This window comes from Paenibacillus sp. LC231 (assembly GCF_001860525.1).
Lineage (GTDB): Bacteria > Bacillota > Bacilli > Paenibacillales > Paenibacillaceae > Paenibacillus_AQ.
This window is the reverse complement of record NZ_JFOM01000015.1, coordinates 733,976-756,749: the sequence shown is the minus strand read 5'-3', so window position 1 is coordinate 756,749 and position 22,774 is coordinate 733,976. Positions and strand designations below refer to the sequence as shown.

The following is a 22,774-nucleotide window of genomic DNA, read 5'->3' as shown; positions in this document are numbered from 1 at the left end:
ATCTATATTCTCGAGTTCAAGGCTAGGTCAACTCCAGCATCGCGATGCTTCGGGCTGGAAGCGAGAGCAAGCGCCGATCATCTTGCTGCGGATCGCAATCAACGGCCTGCTCTCCCGTAAGCGTGAACAGCCGCCCGCTCACTGCCGTTTTCCCGTAGTCTTCCGGTCGAAGATCTATACGTATCATTTGCTCCGCTTCGGTCACATTCGCAAAGAACAAGCCAACATCGCCTTGCTCATTCTGCCATGCCGCATGGATAACGGAATCGGTCAACAATTCTCCTGCATTGTTATATTCCGGCGTTTCCTTGCCATGGTTATAATGAAACCATTTCATAGAAGTCTGCGGGCTGTCGAAGGAGAGGGGCCGAAGCATGGTCCCATACGACCAGTACGCCTTCGCCGCTCCGGTCCGAAGCCGTGCATACAGCGCCAAATACTCGGCCCGCTCCGTCGAAAAGGCATACTCGCGAGGATCAAACGGGTAGTAATGCTCCGCCGCCGTATTTTCGATTCCGTCCAGCGCCTCCATCGGACTGTATTCGTAATTCAATTCGTATAAACCGCCCCAGATATACGTGCGTGCCACCGTAAAATAGTACAGCTCCCCGATTTCCTCCGCCAGCTTGCCCCAGCCGTCCAATCTCAGCGCGCCGTACTCATGATACACGTATGTGAACATCGGGATCAGGCGGGCATCGCCTGACTTTAACAGCTCCCGGATCGGCCACCCTTCAAGCGGCGCTGCGGGCTGCCCTCCGGCCCGCGCCTGATAGTAGTCGATCAGATCGAGCATCGTCTCATTGATCATCTCGGTGCCCATGGGGATGTAACGTTCCGCGATTTCGTACATGGCCGCCTTCGTATCCGCATAGTTCCACCGGTAGGCCTCCTCGATGATGCTGCCTGCTCCCACCGGATGACCATGGTTTTCATCCATGCAGACCTTTAGAATGTTGTTGGCGGAGATATCATAGTAAATCGCATCGATATCGTCGCTTCGCTGCAGCGCCGCATCCCGTTTCACATGAAAATCATGGGTATACGGATGGGCCGGACAGAGGAACGGGAAGCGGTATGCATCCACGCTTTTTTTCAACTCGGGAAATTTCTGTTCTGCTTCCTTGCCAAGCTCTCCGTCAGCTCCGTCAAAATGATATAAATAATCGAACTCGAACGGGGCGAAGCGATGGCCCAGCTTTCGAATCAGGGCGATGTTCTCCGGGTTGAAGCGGGTCGGGAACCAATCGTCATATCCTCCCGGCACGCCGCTGCCGAACGTCTGCGGCCGATGCGTCCAGTCGGGGCCCAGAATGTGAAACATCGGCGTTCCGATGCTGTCATGATACTTCTGAATCCAGGCCGTGCGGTTCGATCCCGCATTGATTCCGAAGGTCGCTGCTCCCATGTCCTCATGCAGCCATTGACTGCCCTCCTTCGCTGCCCTGCCCGAAAGCTTGCCGCGTGAACACCACTTCTGCCTTACGGCCCAGCTCTTGTATCGGTCAGCAGCTTCGTACCACCCGCTTCCTGACAGAAGCGACACCTGTATCGGGTAATGAGGCCGTATCCCTTTGCCGGGTCGCATATCGCTGCAGCCATGGATCACAGAGCCTTCCAGCATGCCATTCCCGTTCTTGTAGAAATTCAGCCATTTCGGATGGCCTTCGCCGTCCAGCACCGCGAAATACAGCCCGCCCCTGCCCTTGCCGTAATAGGTAAAGAACTGCATCGTCGCCCCCGAGAAGCTTTCGGGGTAAGGCATAAAACGAAACCCGATCCCGTTCGTTTCAAAAACCTTCATCGGATCGTTAACCTCAAATCCGGTCGCGAAGGGATGGGCAATATAATCCTCCTCGCCATCTTCCGTAATCGTGGCCATGTTCGGGACAACCGGATATTCCAGGCTTAGCACCCTGTCTTCCGAGTGGTTATCAACCCCGCATTTGAATTCAATACCGTTCTCTTCCGCCATGAGTGTTACGGACGACGTTACGACCATGCCTTCCTGCGTGTGCCAGCATAATCGAACTTGATTTTGCCCGGATGCCGCACGTTCCCAACTCCATTCAAATTTTTGAAAAGAACTGCTAACCCCCGCGTCTGTCTCAAGTCGAAACGGATCCGCATCGCCACGGCCGGAGTCCGCGATATAATCGATCCCCTTTAAGCGATCGCGAACAGCTTGGATCGTTCCGTTATGCTCGCTGATCTCAACCCGAATGCGTCTGTTCTCAATGATAATCATCCGCCACCTCCACTTTTTCGCATTGAAACGCTATTTCAATCCGGAGATTTTGATTCCTGAAATGATGTGCTTCTGGAAGAAGAGGAACAGGACAATGGTCGGCAAACAGGAAAGCGCCGATCCGGCCATCAGCATGCCCATTTCCGTTGCACGCTCGGAACGGAAGGTGTACAAATACTGCATAATCTGAAACAGCTCCGGGTTGGTAACCGTCATCGTCGGCCATACGAAGGAATTCCAATAGGCCAAATAGGAGCCGATGCCTACAATGACAAAGACCGGGAACGACATGGGAATGAAAATATGGGTAAAGATCTTGATCCTGCCCGCTCCGTCGATCAGTGCCGCCTCTTCCAAGGCCATTGGAATATTCAGATAGAACTGGCGGATGAAGAACATATGACCCGCAGAAGCAATCCCCGGCAATACGAGCACAGCAAGCGTATCGAGCATGCCCATCTCATTCACCACGATAAAAGAGGTCAGCAGGATCGCCATGCCGGGAATGAACATGGTGATGATGACGTAGACCCACAGAAACGTCTTGAACCGAAATTCGAGCCTGGCGAAGACGTATGCCGCCGTAGCGTTGACGGCCAAGCTCAGCGCTGCAAATAATACCGCGCCCCCGAATGTGACGAGCATCGACTGAATGAAGGCCGAATCGCCGAGAATGTCCGTATAATTCTGAACCATCCACTTCTTGGGGAAGAATCGGAACGGCGTGGCAAGCACCTCCGCCTTGTCTTTGAACCCGGCGATGATGACCCACAGCAGCGGGAACAGAGCCATAATTGTCACCAGACCGGTCAAAAGTGTCATCAATGTTTTCTGAACTCCGTTGAACGTTTTCATCAAGTTATCCTCCTGTCTTCCCTAACCGTCGATCGCTTTTTCCGAATTCAATACTCTGAAGATGATGGCCGAGATGCTGCCCAGAACCACGAACAACAGCAGTGATGCCGCGATGGAATTGCCGACCATGACGTCGTTGCGGAAATGGTTCAAGATATACAGGTTCGGCGTTGTGGTCTCGCTTAGCGGTCCGCCGCCCGTCATGACGAGGGACAGCTCGAACTGTGAGATTTGCGCCGTAAATCCGGTTACGAGCAGATACAGAATCACATTGCGCATGAGCGGAATCGTGATGTACCACATGCGGACAAAGGTGCCCGCTCCCTCCAGTTCCGCAGCCTCATAGTAGCTCTTCGGAATATCGTGAAGACCTGCCAGCATGATCAGCGTTGTGAGACCGAAGCCCAGCCATACGGCAGGAGCGGCGATACTGGGCAGCGCCGTAGCCACATCCGCAAGCCAAGCTTTCGGCTCATATCCGAACAGTCCGATGATATAATTGGCTAAGCCGCCGGCATAATCGAAGATAAAAACGAAGATGACCGATGCCACGATCCCGGAAATGATGGTTGGGATGTACACGGAGGTCTTCACGACGCTAGCGAAGCCGGAGCCCAGGTTCTTAATGATGTTGGCGAACAGAAACGAGAGAATCAGCATCGTCGGAACGACCATAAGGGCAAACTTGAGCCCTACCCAGATGGACTGGAGAAAGAGGTCATCCGTCAGCACCATATAGAAATTCTGTAAGCCCACAAAGGTGGAATCCTGGTAGAAGCTCCAATTATAGAAGCTCACTCGCAGGGCATAGAAGAAAGGTATGATGACAAAGATCGTTAGCAGAATGACGATGGGTGCGAGAAGCAAATAAGCCACTCCGTTATCCTGCCGGAAATTTTTCTTAAACATATAGAGTCACCACCATGACCTAAGGATGAGGCAGCCATCCGAAATCGGATATCCGTATTTGAAGGGTTGATCCCCGATGGCCGCCTAAGCGCTAATTTTTCGGATTTGTGCCGGCAAGCTTGTTTTTGGTAATGAAATCGTTAATATCCTTCTCCGCTTTCTCCAGCGCTTTGTCCACTGACGTTCCTTTCATTGCGGACTCAATGGAGGTGGCGAGCGCGAAGCTGATGTCCCATGGATAGATTGGCTCCGCTTGGGAGTAAGGTATGATCTGTTCGGAGACCAGCGAACGCCATGCATCCTTCGATGCATCCGGATCGGACTTCATCGCTTCGTCCACCGATTTGCGCGGGGAGAACTTGGAGAATTGGGACGTCTTGAAAAAGTCGATCATGATGCTCGGATCACCCGCGAGGAGGTATGAGATGAAATCGGCCGATTCCTGCGGATGCTTGGATTTCCCGTCAACTGCCAGCGACCAGCCGCCGAGCGTTGCCGTCGGTTTCGTCAAATCGCCGTCCATCGATGCCATTGGTGCGATCCCCACTTTACCAACCATATCTTTATACGTGTTGCGAAGCTGTCCGATTGCCCAGGAACCGCAAATCTGGATGGCAATCTTGCCCTCACCGAAAGGCTTGATATCTGCATATCCGGCCAGAGCCTGCTTCGGCATGACGCCGGACTGGTAGGCTTTTTGGTAAAAATCCAGGAGCGCCTTGTATCCGTCATTGTTCACATCCGCTTTGGACCAGTCCTCCGTCACCGCAAGATGTCCTGCCGCGTTGTACTGCAGCCCCCAGCTCGACCAGCCCAGATCTGGAGCCGTTTGCGCGATCGATAATCCGAACACGCCTTTCTTGGTCAGCTTCTGAGCCGTCTCCAGAAGCTCCGTCCATGTGGTCGGCGGCTGATTCGGGTCAAGCCCGGCTGCCTCGAACATGTCTTTCCGATAGAACATCACGGCTGACGGTTCAACGAGCTTCGGGTAAGCGTAGTACTGACCGTCGACGGCTACAAAATCCTTCATGTTGTCGTACAAATCATCGAATGCCGCAGAATCCATCAAATCGTTCAGCGCCATAAGCTGACCCGTCTTTGCCGCGTTGGCCACATTGCCGTAGTTGATCGTTCGGATATCCGGCGCTTTCCCCGCGGCTTGCGCTGCCTTCATCTTCTGGTCCCAAGCGTCAGCCGGAACAATCGTCAGCTTCACTTCGACTTCGCTTTGGGATTTGTTGAACTCGCCGACCCATTTTTTGAACCAGGCATCGGTGGTATCCTCGAATTTTTGCGCCCAGAAATCGATCACTATTTTGTCGCCGGCGCCGCCTCCGTTGTTTACGCTTTCATTTTCCGGCGGATTGCTTAAGGCTCCCCCTCCGGGACCGCCGGATCGTCCGCCGCAGCCTGTAATGAACAATACGAGAACCAGAATTGCGGAGAACAGAACACGCCAGGATTTGAAGCTGATGGTTGTTTTCTGCATCATGAACCCTCCTTATAATGGATCAAACTATCTAAATGCGATTCGCATTTAAACCGAACATGAATTGAATCCGTTTTCATTTTTCCAGCGAGGCTTTAAACCAGAAGACGTTGTATGGATCCCATAAAGACAAGGTAAAGTAGATCGTTTGCCTGTCATTCTCGGTATACCGGTCATTCATATACGGACCGTACAGTCCCGGATAATCCTCGGCTCGGACCAAATCCAGAGGCTCGCCCCATGGTCCCCATGGCGTTATGCCTTCACGTATGACAACACCCCTACCTTCCTTCAGATATGTCATCAGCCAGCGTTCCAAATAAGCATTCCATACAACCGAAAGCTCGCCTGCCGTGTCATCCACCACATCTATTGCATCCTTCATATCGGTGCTCCACCGGGGATTGCCGTCAGCATCCACGCCGCTAAAATACTCGTATTTGGACTGCTTCTCGATGTGCTCCTCCCCCACCTTCATAAGCTGAACGCCGCCAAAGCGCCCAGCTGGAATGCACCAGAAATAAATGTTCGAGGCGCCTGTGTCATTCTCCACCTTATAGGGGCTTACCTGAATGAAATTGCCATCCCCCGGCCAACGGAGCTGGTCCTGCAGCTCCCAGGTTTCTCCGTTATCAACCGATTTGGCGACGCTGCTGTAATTGGCTTCCCACTTCCCCGGATCTCCCCAATGTTTGACCGACATGTAGTACAAATACAGAGCATCTCCTGCCGCAATGCCGTGGGTCGGGATTTTCGTCATTTCTTCGTAGTCGATTTTGGCTGAGGGCAGCAGTTCCTTGGCCGTTCCGAATTCATCCGTCACCATGCCTTCAAATGTGATGCCGTCAGCCGCCTCCGCATCCGTTGTATAGGCCATCGTGTTGGAGCGCCAGTAGCTGCCTCCTCCGCCAGTCTGTCCCGGCTCCCTCTCGCCGAACGTATCCCCGAACACGAAGTAAGTTCGTTCCCCGTCGTTCATCATGGAACCGAGGTCGGTCCCGTACACCGCGTAACGATCCGTGTGATTAGGCGATGGCTCGCCGGTCAATTGCGTAATTTGTTCCAGGCCGGTTATGCCTTTTAATAAAAACTCCTTATCTGCTCCATCAAGCTGGGGATTCACCTTGCTGCCGTTCGCGCAGCCGCAAAGCAGCAAGAATAGGCCGGCAAGCAAAGCCGTTTTCACCCTCAAGCTCATCTCCCCTTTCGATTCGATATCCCACCCTTGATATCAAGGGTTAGAATGGCCGAAGATCTGTTTCATGCTGGCAGGGTTAAGCGGCTTGATATCCGGCAGAGGCAATCGTTTATCAACCTTTGGCAGTTCAGGGAAAGGGCGATGCGGTTCTGCCTGGTACCAATACCCTGTTGAGGAAACATCGTCGCTGCGATGATTGTTATGGCCGTGCTCAATCGTGACCTTGATGCTGCTCTCAAACATGATCGGGTCCAGGATATGATAACGGTACGTGGAGATTTTGCCGCTCCAGTTCGGTCCCCCTCCCAAAATAATGCCATGATACGGGGTGCACACCTCCTGCTGCGGACACCATGCCGTGTTGAAATAATCCTCCATGCCCGTTCCGTGCAAGGTCGGAGGCCACGGCTCCCCATCGATGAAAATCATGTCGTCGCCTTCGCCGTACCAATTCCATTCCCGCGTATCGCGCAGGTTGTGGACATTGAAGTTGCAGCCGATGTAATGGCCCTTACCGACCGCGTCCAAAATGACATAGTTGCCGCTGCCGGTCGTATTCTTGCCGCCGAATTCGTAGTAGGCGTTATCCACCCCGTTGTCCGGTATCCCGTCGGTCGGATTTTCCCGGTGCCACTGGGCATGGAATCTCAGCTCCTCCTCAGGCAGCTTATCGTAGGATTCGTAATCCACATAGAAATAAAATTTGATAGGATGCTCTGCCTCGCTCTCAATCGTAATGCGAGCTCCATCCGCATACGGCATACGGAAGAAGCTGTTGAATGCCTTTCCGTCCTCGGGACTCATCATCAATGCCGCTGACGTATAATTTTTGGTGAGCCCGTGCCCCATTCCGAAAAAATCGCCAATCGGCGCTTCTACGCTGGGCTCCGTCTCTTGGTCCCAGTACATGCGGAGAACGATTTTACGCGGCAAATACAATTCCTCCGCAGGGACGTCGCTGGCCATTGTCATCCAGATGTGAGTGATGGCGCCAGCGCCCGGAATACTGCAAATTTCGGTCAGATCGCCTGGGTTGATGGAGAAGTAGTCTTTATTGCCTCCAGAACGGTCGTAGCTGGATTCCCGTTTTCTTTTTCCGGTTCGGGTAAGGCTAAGTGAAGATAATGCTGCATGATTGTTCATGAATGATTCGCTCCTTTATGGGTTACGGATGATGGTTGAACGTACTTCGTAATGCCGTTTCACAAATTGTGACATCGATTGCAGAATTAGTTAATACGGAATGCAGGTCTTTCCAGAACCTGCATTCCCAGTTTATGAGTCCAATGCTACCCGGCGATATTACGTCGTGGCCAGACGTTCATATAGGCGTTTATTTTAGGCGTTAAATCTTTCATTCATTCCGGTAATTTTCCGCTCTTTAATGTCTTCAAGCGTTTCAACACCCCGTTTTCGCCTCTTCCCAAATAATCATGAAGTCCTTTATATTCCTTGTATAATTGATCATATACACGCACGTTGGCCTCAATCGGCTTAAAGGTCTCTTCACGAACACGAGCTATGGCTTCTGCTGCCTCTACGATGCTCCCATAGCCTCCCCGCTCTTTGCCTGCCGCAACGGCGCCGAACATAGCTGCACCAAAGGCAGCCGTCTGGGCGGTATCCGCTACTTTGATTTCCTTGCCGGTAACGTCGGCATAGATTTGCATCAGCAGCCGGTTTCGCTGTGGCAATCCACCGCAAGCATAGAGCTCCTGGACATCAACGCCGCTTTCGGTAAAGGCTTCGATGATCGCTCGCGTTCCGAAGGCGGTTGCCTCCAGAAGCGCCCGGTATATTTCCTCTGGCTTGGTCTGCAGGGTCAATCCAAGGATGACACCGCTCAGATCGGCATCCATCAGTACGGAACGGCTTCCATTCCACCAGTCGAGAGCCAGCAGGCCGGTTTGGCCAGGCTCATATTGCGACGCTCCCCTCTCAAGCCACTCATGTATGCCGAGGCGCTCTTCGGCAGCCTTGCGCCTTACATATTCCGGTACTGCCTCATCCACATACCAGGCAAATATATCGCCAACGGCCGATTGTCCTGCCTCATACCCGTAATAACCGGGGATGATCCCATCCTCGACGACACCGCAAATCCCTTCTCCCGTCACTTCCTTGTCGCTTAATATCAAATGACAAGTAGAGGTTCCCATGGCGAGCACCAGTTTACCCGGGGTTACGACACTGACGGCCGGCACCATGGCATGGGCATCGATGATGGCTACGGCTACCGCGGTGCCTGGCAGAAGCCCGGTTATAGCTGCCATCGAGTCGGTTAATCCGCCAGCTTTTGAACCCAGTGGCTTGATCGGGCCTCGCAGCTTCGCCTCCACAAGGGTCCCGAACCTCGGGTCAAGCGACTGAAGGAACTCCTTGGACGGATATCCATCCCGTTTATGCCAATTGGCTTTATAGCCTGCGGTGCAGCTGCTCCGTGCGAGCTGACCGGTCAATTGCATGACCACCCAATCGGCAGCCTCCATAAACAGTACAGCGTGCTCATACAGCTCGGGAGCTTCATTCAGAATCTGTAAAGACTTCGCAAGCATCCACTCCGAGGACAGCTTCCCTCCGTAGCGTGCAAGAAATTTCTCCCCTCGCCGCTTAGCGGCCTCATTGATCAGGTTCGCTTCATCCTGAGCCGCGTGATGCTTCCACAGCTTTACCCAGCTATGCGGATTGTCCCTCCATTCCTCGAGCATGCACAGCGGAGTCCCCCCGGCATCCAGCGGCATCATCGTGCATGCCGTGAAGTCGATGCCGATCCCGATGACTTGATCCGGAGATACGTTAGCCTCCGAGAGCACGCGCGGGATGGATTGCCGAAGCACCTCTATGTAATCATCTGGATGCTGCAGCGCCCAATCCTGCTCCAGCTTCAAACCCGAGTGGACCAGCACCTCGTCCATGACTCCATGCGTGTATGGCGTCACATGGGTAGCAACTTCTCGACCGGTCGTGATATCAACCAACAGAGCTCTGCCCGATTCCGTACCAAAATCCACGCCAATGGTGTATAACTGCTTCATGTTATCTGCCTCCTATTTGTACAAAGGACCGTAAGCTGCGCATGCCCGGTAATCGGCCGAGACCGGCTCCAGTCCGCCAAAGGCGGTCCAGGCGCTTGGTCGGAATATCCGTTCCTCCGGAACGTTGTGCATGCATACCGGAATGCGGAGCATTGATGCCAAGGTGATCAGTTCCCCGCCGATATGACCATAACTCATGGCGGCATGGTTGGATCCCCAATTGCTCATCACGGTATAAACATCCCTGAACAGGCCATGACCGGTCAGATTCGGCACGAACCAGGTCGTCGGCCATGTAGGATCACTTCGCTGATCCAATATATCGTGTACCGCGTCCGGCAGCTCAACGGTCATCCCCTCGGCTATATGAAGGACAGGTCCAACACCCGCAACCCTATTAATTCTCGCGATCGTAATCGGCATTCCTTCCCGGGTCGTAAAGTCAGTCGAGAAGCCTCCCCCGCGAAAGAAATCAATAGCCGGACACCATTTAACCGCATCGAGGCAGTCCTGAACTTCCTCCTGCGTGATTTCCCAGAACGGCTTCATCGCCGGTCTGCCGTCCTTCGTCTGCCTTCCCGTTCCGTCAAGGGCAGCAGGCCCGGAATTGATCAGGTGGATCACGCCCTGCGCCGCAATTCCCTCAAGCCGATACCCGGTTACACGCTTTACGGCTTCCGGGCTCCAGTATGTACGAACATCCGCAAATACCTGGGCTGCATCCGTGAGAAGATGTCCGAACAGCATCGTAATCCCATTCAGATTGTCGTTCTCCGTTGCGACCATGTAGGGCTCTCTCAGACCATTCCAATCAAAGGAGGAGTTCAGTATAGCCTCCATGAAATCCCCGGTCGGAAAATAATCCGTCCAGGCACGTTGTCCTTGAAAACCTGCAGCCAGCGCATTTCGCCCGAGCGCTTCCTCTCCGTATCCCATTTCCGCCAGCTTCGGATTACCCACCATCAAATCGCGCGCAATCAACGCCATCTTCGCGACGGTCTCCCAGTCCTGCTGCTTCTGCTCATCGGTTCGCTTCAAATGCTCCGGATTGACGTCCGCCCCAGGCTTGCAATTTTCTTTAATCCAGGTAAGCGCCCGCTCATATTCGTCATGATCGTAAATTTCCAGCTCGATTCGTCTTACGAATTCCGTCATATCCACATATTCATTTCGCATCCCAAGATACTTCTGGAAAAAATCCTCGTCGACGATACAGCCCGCGATTCCCATAGATACCGTGCCCATCGACAGATACGAAGTACCCTTCATGGTCGCTACGGCAAGGCCAGCCTTTGCAAATTGTAGAAGTTTCTCCTCAACGTCAGCCGTAATTTCGGTATCGCCGATATCCTGCACATCCCGACCATAGATAGAGAAAGCCGGAAGTCCCTTCTGATTATGCGCGCCAAGAGCTGCTGCCAGATACACGGCACCGGGGCGCTCCGTTCCGTTAAATCCCCAAATGGCTTTCGGCCTTGTCGGATGCGTATCCATCGTTTCCGTTGGATAACACCAGGAGGGAGTCACCGAAATGGTAAGACCGACATTCTCCCTGGAAAATTTCTCCTCCGTACGAGCGGCTTCGGCTACGCCTCCAATGCAGGTGTCAGCCATCACGCATTCTACCGGCAGCCCGTTGCTGTGCCTTAGCCGTTCGGTAAGCAGACGCGCCGTTCGCTTCGCCATATCCATCGTTACGTCCTCCAGCGATTCCCGAATGCCTCCCCTCCGACCATCTACAACAGGTCGAATACCAATCCTCGGCAGCTCCCTCTGCAATCGATTGCAGTTGTGAGTTTGATATTGCATCGTCATCATCCTCTCTGTTTTTAGAGCGGCAGCATATAGAATCAATCCAGCTGTTTCACTTCATTGCTGTAAATCGCTATTTCAGGTTCAGACAGCGGGACCTCATCGCGAATTCGACGCAGAAGAATCTCGCCGGCTTTGATCCCCATGTCATAGGGATGCTGCTCCATATAATAGAGTCCCGATTCCTTGAGTAATGGACCGGCCTCTACTTCACCGAAAGAAGCTACGGCCATATCGGCCGGAATCTTTAGACCGCAACGCACAATCTCAAGCAAAACACCGAGACTCATGCGGTTATTCAGGGATATAACCGCAGTTGGCCTTCTTTCCGCTGCCAGAAAATGCTGTATCGCGCGGATTCCGTCCTCCGTAGAAAAGTCTCCATTATACACCATGGGTTCCTCGTTCAGGCCGTATTCCTTCATCGCTTTCCGGACACCGTCAAGACGTTCCCTGCCCGTGCTGGATCTCGTCGGTCCATTTACTACTCCAATTGCATTATGACCATCCTCAAGCAGCTTCCGGGTCAGGCGGGATGCGCCCTCGGTATTGTCCTCGGCTACCAGATCGAGAGTCAAACCCGCTTCCGGCGAGTCCGGCTTCCGGTCTACGAGAACAATCGGCATTTTGGAATCCGCCAACTGCTTGATCGCTGGATCATTGCCCCCAGATGTCGCCAGTACGACGGCGTCCACGCGCTTTTCCTGCATAAGCTTTAGCAGTCGTCTTTCCTTGTCCGGATTCTCATCCGAGCTGCAGAATATAAGCTGAAAGCCTTCTTTGCCTACAATGTCCTCAATACCTCTGGAGATCCCCATAAAATAAGGGTTGGAAATATCGGGAACGATGACCCCGATCATATAGGTCCGGTCCTGCTTCAGACTGCGGGCGATGGCGCTTGGACGATAATTCAATTGGTTCACCGCCGCCATCACTCGCTCTTTAATTTCATCGCTTACATAATCGCTGTCGTTCAGTACTCTTGAAACGGTTGCCGTGGATACTTCTGCTGCCGCTGCTACTTGTTTAATCGTTGCTTTTGCCAAACATTGTTCACCTCAAAACGTCATGATTCCGCTATGTAATCGATTACGTAAACGATTACAATCACAGATTACAAGAAGGGACATGCTTATGTCAACCCTATTTTTTAAAACTTCAGAAGAGAATTGTACTCGACTTTTTGCATAGCTCTAACTGATCTCATTCTTGGGCGAGTGGATGGCTTATCACGCTATAGAAAAAAGCCCCTTACCTTTACGCAAGGTGGCTTCAGGGGGCTCCGTGTACAGCTGTAATATTTCACGAATCTATCTCCCTCTTGTTAGGAAACCTGATATTTAAATACGTGTTGCTCATCAATATCGACCTTACCCTAGCGATCGTATCCTTTCTAATGGGAGGGTGGTCCACTCTGCTAAGCAAAACCCAGCGCAGACACGCAATGGCTTCAAACAGCTCAAGCTCAACGGCTTCGTAACGGTTCTCGGCACAAAACGCAGCTCGGTAAAAGGACGCTTGCTTCTCGCTTACATATATCCACATTAAGATAATCGACCATGCGATATCATATCGGGGATCGCCCATTTGGACATTCGTCCAATCGATCACGGTCAGTTCGTCTTCATGCTCAAGAATATTGCCAAGGTGATAATCGCCATGGATGATACATTCTTGTTTCATGTTCGCACGCTGAACAAGCTCCATCAATGGATGTTGGATATCCGGGAACTCATCAATTCGAGGATAAAAATAAGAGACGAAGTCATAACTCGGCAGCCTGGAGCCGTTCAGACTATCCAGGGGCAACTTATGTATATCCATTAGCATCTTCGCAAGCTTTACTAGTCTGGACTGATTGACTTTTAGTACGGGCGTGCCGTCGTAACTGGTCAGCATTACTGGATTGCTATACCGGTCTGTCCCCCAGCCCAAGGGCTTCGATACATCTCTTCCATGCGAATACAATGCATTCAATATTTGATACTGGATTAGAACATCGGGCTTGGACGCTTTATTCCAAACCTTCAGTACGTAGTCTGCCGATGGCGTGACGATCTTCGCCACCTCTGCTTCCAGACCGGAATCTAACGGGATGACTTGCATTGCAGGTTCATGTTCCAACAATAGCTCAAGCGTCTGGCTTTTCTCCAACCAAATGATTTCCCGCAAATTACGTACCTCCGTCATGATGCAACGACTCGATCGTTGCGAAAATATGGGAATAAACAGCCTGGACATTGGTCTCATTCATTACACCGTTGTACAAACCGTAACCCCAATGCTCCGCAGCCTTACCGTAATATCCGGTTGCATACATATCCGATGAAAGATCCGGAACCTCATCGTAAGACAATTCTTCGATCGTGAAGGGGACATGAGATTTTTTAGACTCAATATAGAAAAAGGGAACTTCAGCCTTATTATACACTTCTGTATATTTGGGCTCAGAAGCTTCCACCAGATGTTCTTTTGTTATGAATATGGCGTCAAGCTCCGCGGAAAGGTCTAGATCCTCTAGCTGCTGAAACGTAACTTCTTTAAAACCCACATGCCCCTTCTCCCTGACTTGCGGTGTTTCTCCGATCACACCAATGACGAGGCTTCTACCTTCATATAGGGGCGTATCCATCGAATCTCGTTGAGCATTGCCATTGATCAGAATAACCAATACGAGTAATAGGACCACTATCATTCTTCTCTTCATGAAAATCTCCTTCGGCAAATTTCCCTTACTCACCAGCGCATTCCATGTCTCTTATCCCATTAATCACCTTTCCAATAACTCCATATTATGTGTATTTTTAAGCTTCGTAAACACTTATCTCACCTTGAATGCAAATCTCCACATCAAAAAAAACGCGTTTCGCGATTTTTTTGAACTTCCGTTTACTATTTCTCTGCTGAGAAGCTTGCTTTTCCTAATGAAGTCCGATGCATTCTCCTAGATGCTCCCCAATCATGTATCACATTTAGGACCTCTTCAAATTCTCTACCTTGGTCTGTCAATGAATATTCCACGGTAACCGGCATAGTCGGCAATACCTGACGGTTAATGATGCCGTTTTGCTCCAGATGCCTCAGGATCACTGTCAATGATTGCGTGCTGATATTGCCCAAACTCCGACGCAAGCGGTTAAAACGCTGAGGACCATCATGCAGTTCACCAATTACGTGAACTGCGCGTTTCACTGCGACTATTTTTAAAACCTCGCCAATAACCTCCGTACATTCTTCATAATCTTCGCTATGCTCTGAACGATCGCTCAAGTCATCGCCACCCTAACGTAAAGTAAGTTGGTCTATATTAAATGATCTAATCAATAAATATTGCCTACTGTTATTGTTGATTTAGAGTCATTATAATTTGGCACATAGCTGTGATCAAGGTGCAAACTTGAATACTGCATCACGTATCACCTGGAATCGCGCGATTCTCTTTCTGAATGGGGTCACATATCCGGAGATGTGGCTTCGAACAAAAAAATATAACAGGAGGAGACAATACATGTCGACCACCATTACTACCATAAAAGAAATTCGCGCACCCTTATTCGCTATCATCATTGGCATGTTTATGGTCCTGCTTAATATGACAGCCATGAATGTGGCCATTCCTAATCTAATGAATTCCTTTCAAAGCTCATTATCATTTATGCAATGGGCGACCACGGGTTATATTCTTGCTGAAGCGGCCATCATTCCTGTAGCTGGCTGGCTGGCTGACCGTTTTGGCAGCAGGCGCATGTTTATCCTGGCAATCTTCATTTTTACAATCTGCTCGATTCTGTGCGCACTCTCGGTCAACGCAGAGCAATTTATACTATTTCGTGTACTTCAAGGCTTAGGAGGAGGCATAGTCATGCCGATTGGTTATGCCATTGTCTTTCAGATCAGTCCTCCGGACAAGGTAGGGACCGTAATGGGATCGTACTTGGGTGTTCCCATTCTTATTGCACCAGCCATCGGACCCGTGTTTGCCGGGTGGTTGGTGGATAGCGTTAGCTGGCCCTTTTTATTCTGGGTGAATGTACCTGTAGGCTTATTAGGAATCTGGTTTGGACTACGCTATCTTCCTAAACTGAAGAGTCAGACTCAAGCTAAGCTGGATAAACTCGGAATGATTTTTGGTCCAATCGCTTTTGCCGCCCTCGTATATGGCGTGAATCAAGCGGGCGATGTCGGATGGGGCTCCATACAGACCGTTATCGGCCTTGCGGTTGGTGTTGCGGCGCTTCTACTATTCATCCTGATTGAACTTGGCAAGAGCGAGCCGCTCCTTGAGCTGCGAGTGTTCCGCTCCAAGTCTTTTACAAGTGCTATGTTAATTCTATGGATAACTGCTGCCGCATTCTATGGAAACTTCTTTCTGGTTCCCGTTTATCTCCAGCAGGTGAAAGGACTTAATGCTTTTGATACTGGGCTTCTCATGATATCACCTGCCATTGCCAGTATCGTACTCATGCAGATTGGTGGACGTATGTATGATCGGTTTCGTAGTGTAAAGCTGCTTGTTATTATCGGTACTGCACTTCTAGGTCTGGGAGCATTCTTGCTCTTTACGGATTCATTTGGCAGAGGAAAGGGAATCATAATTGTCGCAATGACCTTAGCCGGATCCGGCCATGCATTATATGCTATGTCTTTGAACGCCTTCGTTATGAACGCTGCACCGCAAGGATTAATCAACCGTGTTACATCCCTAAACAATGCCTCACAGCAAGTGGTGGGCTCCTTTGCCGTGGCTGTCTTCTCAACATTGTTGACAACCCGTATTTCGGCTTCTTCTCATTCCGTACCGAAAATCGATGCTTGGGCTGATGCGTTCTCGTCTACATTCCTTGTTGTGATGGCTGTGGCCGCTCTTGGGGTCGTCATGGGATTATTGCTCAGTAAGCCGTCGGAACAAGTGGATAAACCCATCGATCAGCCAACAGCATGATAAGATGAAGGATGGATAAAACAAGAATCCCCCTCAACAGGGGGATTCTTCATTATAACCAATTAAAACATGCTTACTTTCACTTATTTCTTAGCGGCTCTTTTCCGCTCTCCAATCAGAGGGAATTCACCGATCCGAAGCCTGGCGCTTCCGTATGGTACCAATTCCAATTCCGTAATGGGCTGTCCGTCCGTATTCGGATGAAGCGGAGGGTTTCCGGCGTTGTTGCCTTCCATCTTCCAATCCCGAATCAGCTGGCCTTTCACCTTCACCCTGACAGGTGCATCCTTCGCCAGGAACGGCTGGCGGACCATATCCTGCTCAAGCACCTCGAATGACGTATCGGCGACCAAACCGTATTTCCATGGAGATGCAGGGTAAATCTCCCAATCGTGGAACATGTCGCGCTGCCGGATCATCTGCCAGTTCTCTTTCACTGGCAGCACATACACCAGCGGCCCTCTTTCAATGCTGGTAGCGTACATGCTGCGCGTAACAGTCTTCACTTCCATCGGCAAATGAATATCCAATCGGTCGCCGTTCTGCTAGTTCTGTACGATTCGTGCATAACCGGACTGCACCTGGAATGGCAATTCGCGCCCATTCAGAGTAATGACGGGATCGTCGCACCAGGCCGGGATGCGCAGCGATAGAGGAAACGATGCCTCGTATTCCAGCGACAAATGGATTTGAACGCGATCCTTGAACGGATATTCCCCGGTTACCTCGACGACAGCCGGAACACCTTGAAGACCGACCGTCGTTCTCACCGTGCATGGGGCATAGGAAACGGCAACAAGCCCGTCCTCCCGGTCCTTCATCCACAGGTGCGACGTCAGCTTGGGCCAGCCCTGATGCATATTGGCCGTGCAGCATCCGAAGTTCGGCTCCAGGCCGAAGACGTTGGCATCCGGACTGTTGCTCCATGCCCGCGGAGCGACATTGCAGATCATCTGGTTCACTTGCTGATCATACTGATGCGAGGTCCAATCCGGGGAGATGGCGGCGGGCAGCGCATTAAATGCGACCTTCTCCAAAATATCCCCGAAACGTCCATCCCCGAAAATACGCGTCAGCTGCTCCATCGAGAACATATACTCCACGACGGCACATAATTCTACGCCTTGACTCGGATGGGTGCCGGATAACCATTCGTCTCCGGAGAACATGCCATGCGCTTGACCGTGATACGTCATCAGGGAATCGATGCCCCGATGCACGCTGTCCCGCTCCACCGGATTGCCACTCAATTCAAACAATACGCCCGGCGTTTTAATTCCCATCGCTACATTCACGACATGGGTTGTCCAATCCCACTCTTCGACCTTTCGCCAGAACGGAAAATCATGAAAGATATCGCTCCAGTCCGTTGTTTGTGCAGCAACGATATCGGCAAGCTCTAACAGAAAAGGTTGCTTCGTACGTCGATATAACCACACGATGCACAGCAGCATCTCAGCACCCCTGGTTTGCGCCCAGCCCCGCAGCGGCTGTTCCTCGATAACCGAATGGACATAAGTAAAAAACTTCGTCAGAAAAGGAATGATCCGTTCATCGCCCGTTGCTTCTTCATGCTGCATCATCACTTTCAGCATGATCATGTAATGCCACCAGTCCTGCTCCTTGTCGATATCCTGATTGACGGAGGTTATGCGAGCCGGACCGAACATGCCATTCTCCTGCTGGCTCGCAAGCGACCACTCAATCCAGCGATTCGCTTTGGCAATCAAAGTCTCGTCTTCGAGCAAATGAGCTAGCGGAAGCAAACCGTCAACATAATAAGGTCCCCGTTCCCAGCTCTCTCCCTGGCCGCCCAGCCACCCGTTCTCATCCCCTACGTCTTTCCACTGTTCTTCCAAATGTCCGGTAAAACCGCTTGCTTGAATCTCCAACTGACTCTTAAGCCATCCGGACGGTTTAATCGCTCGAAGCGGCAAACTGTTAAACGCAGTCTCATGCAGCATCAACTTCCACACTCCTTGTTTCTGTTTTAGTAGGTGCACTCTGGTAGAAATATACCATCTTACCCGGGCGGTGCCCTATACACAGAAACAACATCTTTTTATCCGATTGCAACATGCTGGCGTATTGAATCCGGACCGGCAAAGCGATTATCATAGAGAAAAGTCCGTTTTGAGGAGGAGGCCTGGTCGCAGATGATCTTCCAGTTCACGGCGCCGCCGTTGCCCCACTATATCATTTGTGGAGAAGATACCTATCAGGTAGGAGACAAACATCCGGATCGCTATAACATTGGGGTCTTTGATCTGATTCTGGTGACAAAAGGGGCGCTTTTCCTGGAGGAGAACGGTGCTGCTTACAGGGTGAGGGCCGGATGCTACTTGATTCTAAGACCGGATGCAGCCCACCGGACATTTGAGCCCTGTCAGGAGGAAACGCACTTTTATTGGCTGCATTTTCAGACGCTAGGGTCTTGGATTGAAACAGAGGAGCTGACCCTTTTTGCCTTATCGCAAACCGATCTGCCTTATGTGCAGATCGAGCGTTTCTCTTTTTATATACCCAAGTACGGAGAGCTGCCGTCGATAGAGCAGGCGAAACTCCTGTTAGAGCAAATGCAGAACCTTCAGCCATCGTCTTCTTCCGCGGCACGCTGGAAACAGCAGCAGCTGCTGCATGAGCTGCTCCTGCTGCTTCAAGCCGAAGAGGACGGGATCCAGCATCAGAATCCTCAGTATGCCATAGCCGAACGAACCGCCAACTATTTAAGACAACATTACAAAGAACCGGTTAGCTATCAGAGATTATCCGATGCCATGCACTTCCATCAGAACTATCTGTCGATCTGCATGAAAAAAACGTTCGGCTGCACGCCCCTGGAATTTCTAACGCGGCATCGGATCGAACAAGCCAAGCGATTATTGATCCACACCAACGATCCGATCGGACGCATTGCCGAAGAATCCGGATTCGGTTCTTTTCCGTATTTCATTCGCTGCTTTATTCGGTATACAGGCTTTAAACCCAAATCCTTTAGGCAGAAATACCGTTCCTAACAAAGCGTTCACAACACCACGATTGCTTAGAATACGCTTCGTACCAAGCCCCCGTCGATTCGAAGCGCTGAACCGTTAATCGCCGAGGATTTGGGACTGCTGAGATACGTAACAAAATCCGCAATCTCTTCCGGTCGAATCAATCGCTGAATGATGGAAGTCGGCCGATTCTCCTTCATAAACCGCTGCTCTGCTTCTTCGATCGAAAGATCCTCATCCGGATACAGCGTATTCAGCATCGTTTCAACGCCTTCCGTAAGCGTGGAGCCAGGCATGACGGTATTCACCGTGACGCGGGTCCCTGTCGTCAGCTCAGCCAAGCTTCTGGAAAGGGACAGCTGCATCGTCTTGGTTGCGCTGTAATGTGCCATCTCCTGGGACGGCATGATCGCCGCTTCACTCGCGATAAATATAATTCGACCTTCATTGCGATTGATCATATTCTTCAAATAGTGCCGGGTTAACCGAACTCCGCTCATGATATTGGTCTCGAAGAATCTGAACCAATCCGCATCAGGGATATCGAAAAATTCGGCAGGCTCAAATATCCCCAAATTATTGATCAGAATATCAACGACTGGAGCAGCTTCCCTGACCTGATGACAACCCTCCTCCGTTCCGAGATCCGCCACGGCAATACGCAGTTCGGCATCAGGATGCACAGCGTGAATATCATGGATCGTCTGTTTTACTTTGTCCTCATGTCTTCCATTTATAATGACGGACGCTCCCTCGGCTGCCAGCGACATGGCAATCGCTTTGCCAATGCCGGACGTCGAACCTGTTACCAATGCGACTTTTCCCTTTAGATCCAAATTCATTAAACATCTCTCCTTCCGTTATGTAGGAATGACTCTCCCCATTCCCGTCGTTACCGCCCGAGGTTCAGGAGAGCCACAATATTCATTAAACTTCTGTCCTTACATAAAAGCAGATTTCTTAGAAATCAAAATTGTCCGGATCCGGTCCCACCCTGTGATTTTGATTCAAGCTATCGATGCGCTGCATATCCTCAGCGGACAATTCAAAATCAAAGATATCCGCATTCTCGGCGATCCGATGTTCTTTGGTCGATTTCGGAATCGTGACAACGCCGTTTTGTAAATCCCAACGAAGAATAATCTGCGCGATCGATTTATGATGCTTCTCTGCAATGTGCTGAAGATCCTCTTGATCCAGCAGCTGTCCTTGCATTAATGGAGACCATGCTTCAAGCTGAATTCTATTCGCCTGGCAGTACGCCTGCAGTTCTTTTTGCGTTAGTCTTGGATGATATTCCACCTGGTTCACCATCGGTTTAATTTCCGTTTCTTTCATTAAATGCTCCAGATGATGGATCTGAAAATTGCTCACGCCAATGGCTTTGACGCGTCCTTCCTTGTACAACGTTTCTAACGCCTTCCACGCATCTATATATTTCCCTTCAACCGGCCAGTGTATAAGGTACAAATCCAAATATTCCAGACCCAGCTTTCGCAGACTTTCATCGTATGCCTTCAATGTCGATTCATAACCGAGATCGGCATTCCATACTTTAGATGTGACAAACAGATCTTCCCGTTTGATTCCGGCAGCTTCCAAGCCCTCGCGAATGCCTTGTCCAACGCCTTCTTCATTGCCGTATATGGCGGCAGTGTCTATGCTCCGATATCCATGCTGGATGGCCGTGCGAACGGCATTCACCAGCTCCGGTCCTTCTTCTACTTTAAATACGCCAAGTCCAAACCAAGGCATGTTAACTCCATTATATAAAGTGGTTGTATCTTGTAAGTGTTGTGCTGTCATGTTGATAAACCTCCGAACATTTTTTTGTTTTTGTTGTAAAAAAGTTAGCCTATACTGCAGTATCCCCGATAATACGCTTAGACATCACCACCCTTCATAAAATGATCATTCAGGCCGCCTGCTTACTCGGCTTCTCCGTTTCCTTCCGTTCCAGCTTCAAGCTCCATCCGGTAAGAGCGACCGCGCCGAGCACCATCAGCGCCCCGATCCATGCCGTATGAATCAGGCCCATGGAATTCGTGATTAAGCCGCCAAGAAATGCGCCGATAGCGATACCGGCATTAAATGCTGCAATGTTCAGCGCGGAAGCCATATTCACAGCCCCCGGTGCAAACCGCTCAGCCAGCATGACGACATAAACCTGTAGTCCCGGCACATTCATGAAAGCCAGAAATCCCATAAGAATAATCGTGATCAGTCCTGCCACTTGAAACGGTGCGGTAAACGTAAGCGTGATCAGCACCAGCGCTTGGGCGATGAACATATAGAAGAGTGCACGAAGCGGGTTGCGATTGGCTGCCTTCCCGCCGATCACATTACCGACTGCAATGGCGATCCCGTATACTAGCAGGATGATGGCCACCGTATTTTCCTTGAAGCCTGTTATATCCTGCAGCAATGGGGATAAATAAGTGAAGACGACGAAGGTCCCCCCATAACCGAGGGCCGTTATCAGGAGCATAAGCAGCAGTCTTCCATTCGTCAGCAATTTAGCCTGGTCACGGAATGAAGTGCGTTCTCCCTTAGGCAGGTCGGAAGGGACCAGGATACTGTTCGCGATCAACGCAACAATACCGACCACGACTATGGCGACAAAAGCAAGTCTCCAGCCCCACTGTTGACCTATAAACGTACCAAGCGGAACGCCGGTAACCGTCGCTACCGTCAGCCCCGTAAACATGATGGAGATCGCGGATGCCCTGCGGTTCTCAGGCACCACGCTTGCGGCAATGATCGAGCCGATCGACATAAATACGCCATGCGAAAAGGCCGAAAACACACGAGCTGCAAGCAGGATACCAATAGAAGATGCGCCCGCTGCCAAGCTGTTACCAATTATAAAAATGATCATAATCCAGAGCAGCAAAGTCTTCCTGGACATCCTTGATGTCAGCGACGTAAGGATCGGCGCACCGAAGGTAACACCAAGCGCATACATCGAGACGGTTAATCCGGCGGTCGTGACGGATATATTCATATCCTCCGCAATCAACGGCAGCAGCCCTACACTGATAAATTCCGTAGTTCCGATGGCGAAGGCACTGACGGCAAGCGCAATAAGAGCCAGCATACTTCTTTTTTTATCGATCATCATGATGTTAATATTTCCCCTTTCCTATTCTCTTGCTTGTATATTGTAAAAATATTGAGTATGGTGTAATCCAGCTGGCAAATGCTATTATGATCTATATCATTTCTTGTGTGAAGAACGTACTTTTTTGTAATGTAGGTACCTGACAGTACCCTAGGTACTTTTTAGTCCC

Annotated in this window: 19 protein-coding genes; 2 read left to right on the top strand and 17 right to left on the bottom strand. The window is 50.8% G+C overall.

Annotation, left to right across the window (positions count from 1 at the left end; all coding sequences use genetic code 11):
* Positions 1-22 precede the first annotated feature (22 nt).
* From AK95_RS13405 to AK95_RS13350, 12 genes are all read right to left on the bottom strand, one after another.
* On the bottom strand, positions 23-2,248 hold the full coding sequence (locus AK95_RS13405; RefSeq protein WP_071220437.1) for a DUF6259 domain-containing protein: 2,226 nt from the start codon (positions 2,246-2,248) through the stop codon (positions 23-25).
* Between the two features lie 30 nt (positions 2,249-2,278).
* Positions 2,279-3,103, bottom strand: coding sequence for a carbohydrate ABC transporter permease (locus AK95_RS13400; protein WP_235613099.1), 825 nt, complete (start codon positions 3,101-3,103; stop codon positions 2,279-2,281).
* A 21-nt stretch (positions 3,104-3,124) separates the two neighbouring features.
* Complete coding sequence (locus AK95_RS13395) at positions 3,125-4,012, bottom strand: carbohydrate ABC transporter permease (RefSeq protein ID WP_071220435.1); 888 nt, start codon at positions 4,010-4,012, stop codon at positions 3,125-3,127.
* Positions 4,013-4,103: 91 nt separating this feature from the next.
* Entirely contained in the window at positions 4,104-5,504 is a 1,401-nt protein-coding gene (locus AK95_RS13390; RefSeq protein ID WP_235613098.1) for an ABC transporter substrate-binding protein, read from the bottom strand.
* Positions 5,505-5,577: 73 nt separating this feature from the next.
* Positions 5,578-6,699: a DUF4185 domain-containing protein gene (locus AK95_RS13385; protein ID WP_235613097.1), complete on the bottom strand. Its 1,122-nt coding sequence runs from the start codon at positions 6,697-6,699 to the stop codon at positions 5,578-5,580.
* 33 nt (positions 6,700-6,732) lie between these two features.
* The gene (locus AK95_RS13380; protein ID WP_071220432.1) at positions 6,733-7,842 is read right to left on the bottom strand and encodes a glycoside hydrolase family 172 protein; all 1,110 of its coding nucleotides are present in this window, start codon (positions 7,840-7,842) and stop codon (positions 6,733-6,735) included.
* Positions 7,843-8,057: 215 nt separating this feature from the next.
* Positions 8,058-9,734, bottom strand: a complete 1,677-nt coding sequence (locus tag AK95_RS13375; RefSeq protein WP_071220431.1) for a ribulokinase — start codon at positions 9,732-9,734, stop codon at positions 8,058-8,060.
* 12 nt (positions 9,735-9,746) lie between these two features.
* Complete coding sequence (locus AK95_RS13370) at positions 9,747-11,543, bottom strand: L-fucose isomerase (protein WP_071220430.1); 1,797 nt, start codon at positions 11,541-11,543, stop codon at positions 9,747-9,749.
* Between the two features lie 41 nt (positions 11,544-11,584).
* Positions 11,585-12,592 carry a LacI family DNA-binding transcriptional regulator gene (locus AK95_RS13365; protein WP_071220429.1) on the bottom strand — a complete coding sequence of 336 codons (1,008 nt, stop codon included), beginning with the start codon at positions 12,590-12,592 and terminating at the stop codon, positions 11,585-11,587.
* Between the two features lie 256 nt (positions 12,593-12,848).
* On the bottom strand, positions 12,849-13,718 hold the full coding sequence (locus tag AK95_RS13360) for an aminoglycoside phosphotransferase family protein (protein ID WP_235613096.1): 870 nt from the start codon (positions 13,716-13,718) through the stop codon (positions 12,849-12,851).
* A 1-nt stretch (position 13,719) separates the two neighbouring features.
* The gene (locus AK95_RS13355; RefSeq protein WP_071220427.1) at positions 13,720-14,253 is read right to left on the bottom strand and encodes a hypothetical protein; all 534 of its coding nucleotides are present in this window, start codon (positions 14,251-14,253) and stop codon (positions 13,720-13,722) included.
* 185 nt (positions 14,254-14,438) lie between these two features.
* A complete protein-coding gene (locus tag AK95_RS13350; protein WP_071220426.1) occupies positions 14,439-14,816 on the bottom strand; it encodes a winged helix-turn-helix transcriptional regulator in 378 nt (125 codons plus the stop codon).
* A gap of 238 nt (positions 14,817-15,054) precedes the next feature.
* On the opposite strand from AK95_RS13350, the gene AK95_RS13345 reads away from it, so the two are divergent.
* Complete coding sequence (locus tag AK95_RS13345) at positions 15,055-16,488, top strand: MDR family MFS transporter (protein WP_083397612.1); 1,434 nt, start codon at positions 15,055-15,057, stop codon at positions 16,486-16,488.
* 83 nt (positions 16,489-16,571) lie between these two features.
* On the opposite strand, the gene AK95_RS34770 is transcribed toward AK95_RS13345, so the two are convergent.
* Positions 16,572-17,018, bottom strand: a complete 447-nt coding sequence (locus AK95_RS34770; protein ID WP_235613095.1) for a hypothetical protein — start codon at positions 17,016-17,018, stop codon at positions 16,572-16,574.
* Positions 17,019-17,033: 15 nt separating this feature from the next.
* The gene (locus AK95_RS13340; protein WP_235613094.1) at positions 17,034-18,452 is read right to left on the bottom strand and encodes a beta-L-arabinofuranosidase domain-containing protein; all 1,419 of its coding nucleotides are present in this window, start codon (positions 18,450-18,452) and stop codon (positions 17,034-17,036) included.
* Between the two features lie 192 nt (positions 18,453-18,644).
* Between AK95_RS13340 and AK95_RS13335 the strand changes: the two genes are divergently transcribed.
* A complete protein-coding gene (locus AK95_RS13335; protein WP_071220424.1) occupies positions 18,645-19,505 on the top strand; it encodes an AraC family transcriptional regulator in 861 nt (286 codons plus the stop codon).
* A 26-nt stretch (positions 19,506-19,531) separates the two neighbouring features.
* On the opposite strand, the gene AK95_RS13330 is transcribed toward AK95_RS13335, so the two are convergent.
* The 3 genes from AK95_RS13330 to AK95_RS13320 form a co-directional block, all read right to left on the bottom strand.
* A complete protein-coding gene (locus AK95_RS13330; RefSeq protein WP_071220423.1) occupies positions 19,532-20,326 on the bottom strand; it encodes an SDR family NAD(P)-dependent oxidoreductase in 795 nt (264 codons plus the stop codon).
* A gap of 118 nt (positions 20,327-20,444) precedes the next feature.
* Positions 20,445-21,290: an aldo/keto reductase gene (locus AK95_RS13325; protein ID WP_071220422.1), complete on the bottom strand. Its 846-nt coding sequence runs from the start codon at positions 21,288-21,290 to the stop codon at positions 20,445-20,447.
* 109 nt (positions 21,291-21,399) lie between these two features.
* Positions 21,400-22,605: an MFS transporter gene (locus AK95_RS13320; protein WP_071220421.1), complete on the bottom strand. Its 1,206-nt coding sequence runs from the start codon at positions 22,603-22,605 to the stop codon at positions 21,400-21,402.
* Positions 22,606-22,774 lie beyond the last annotated feature (169 nt).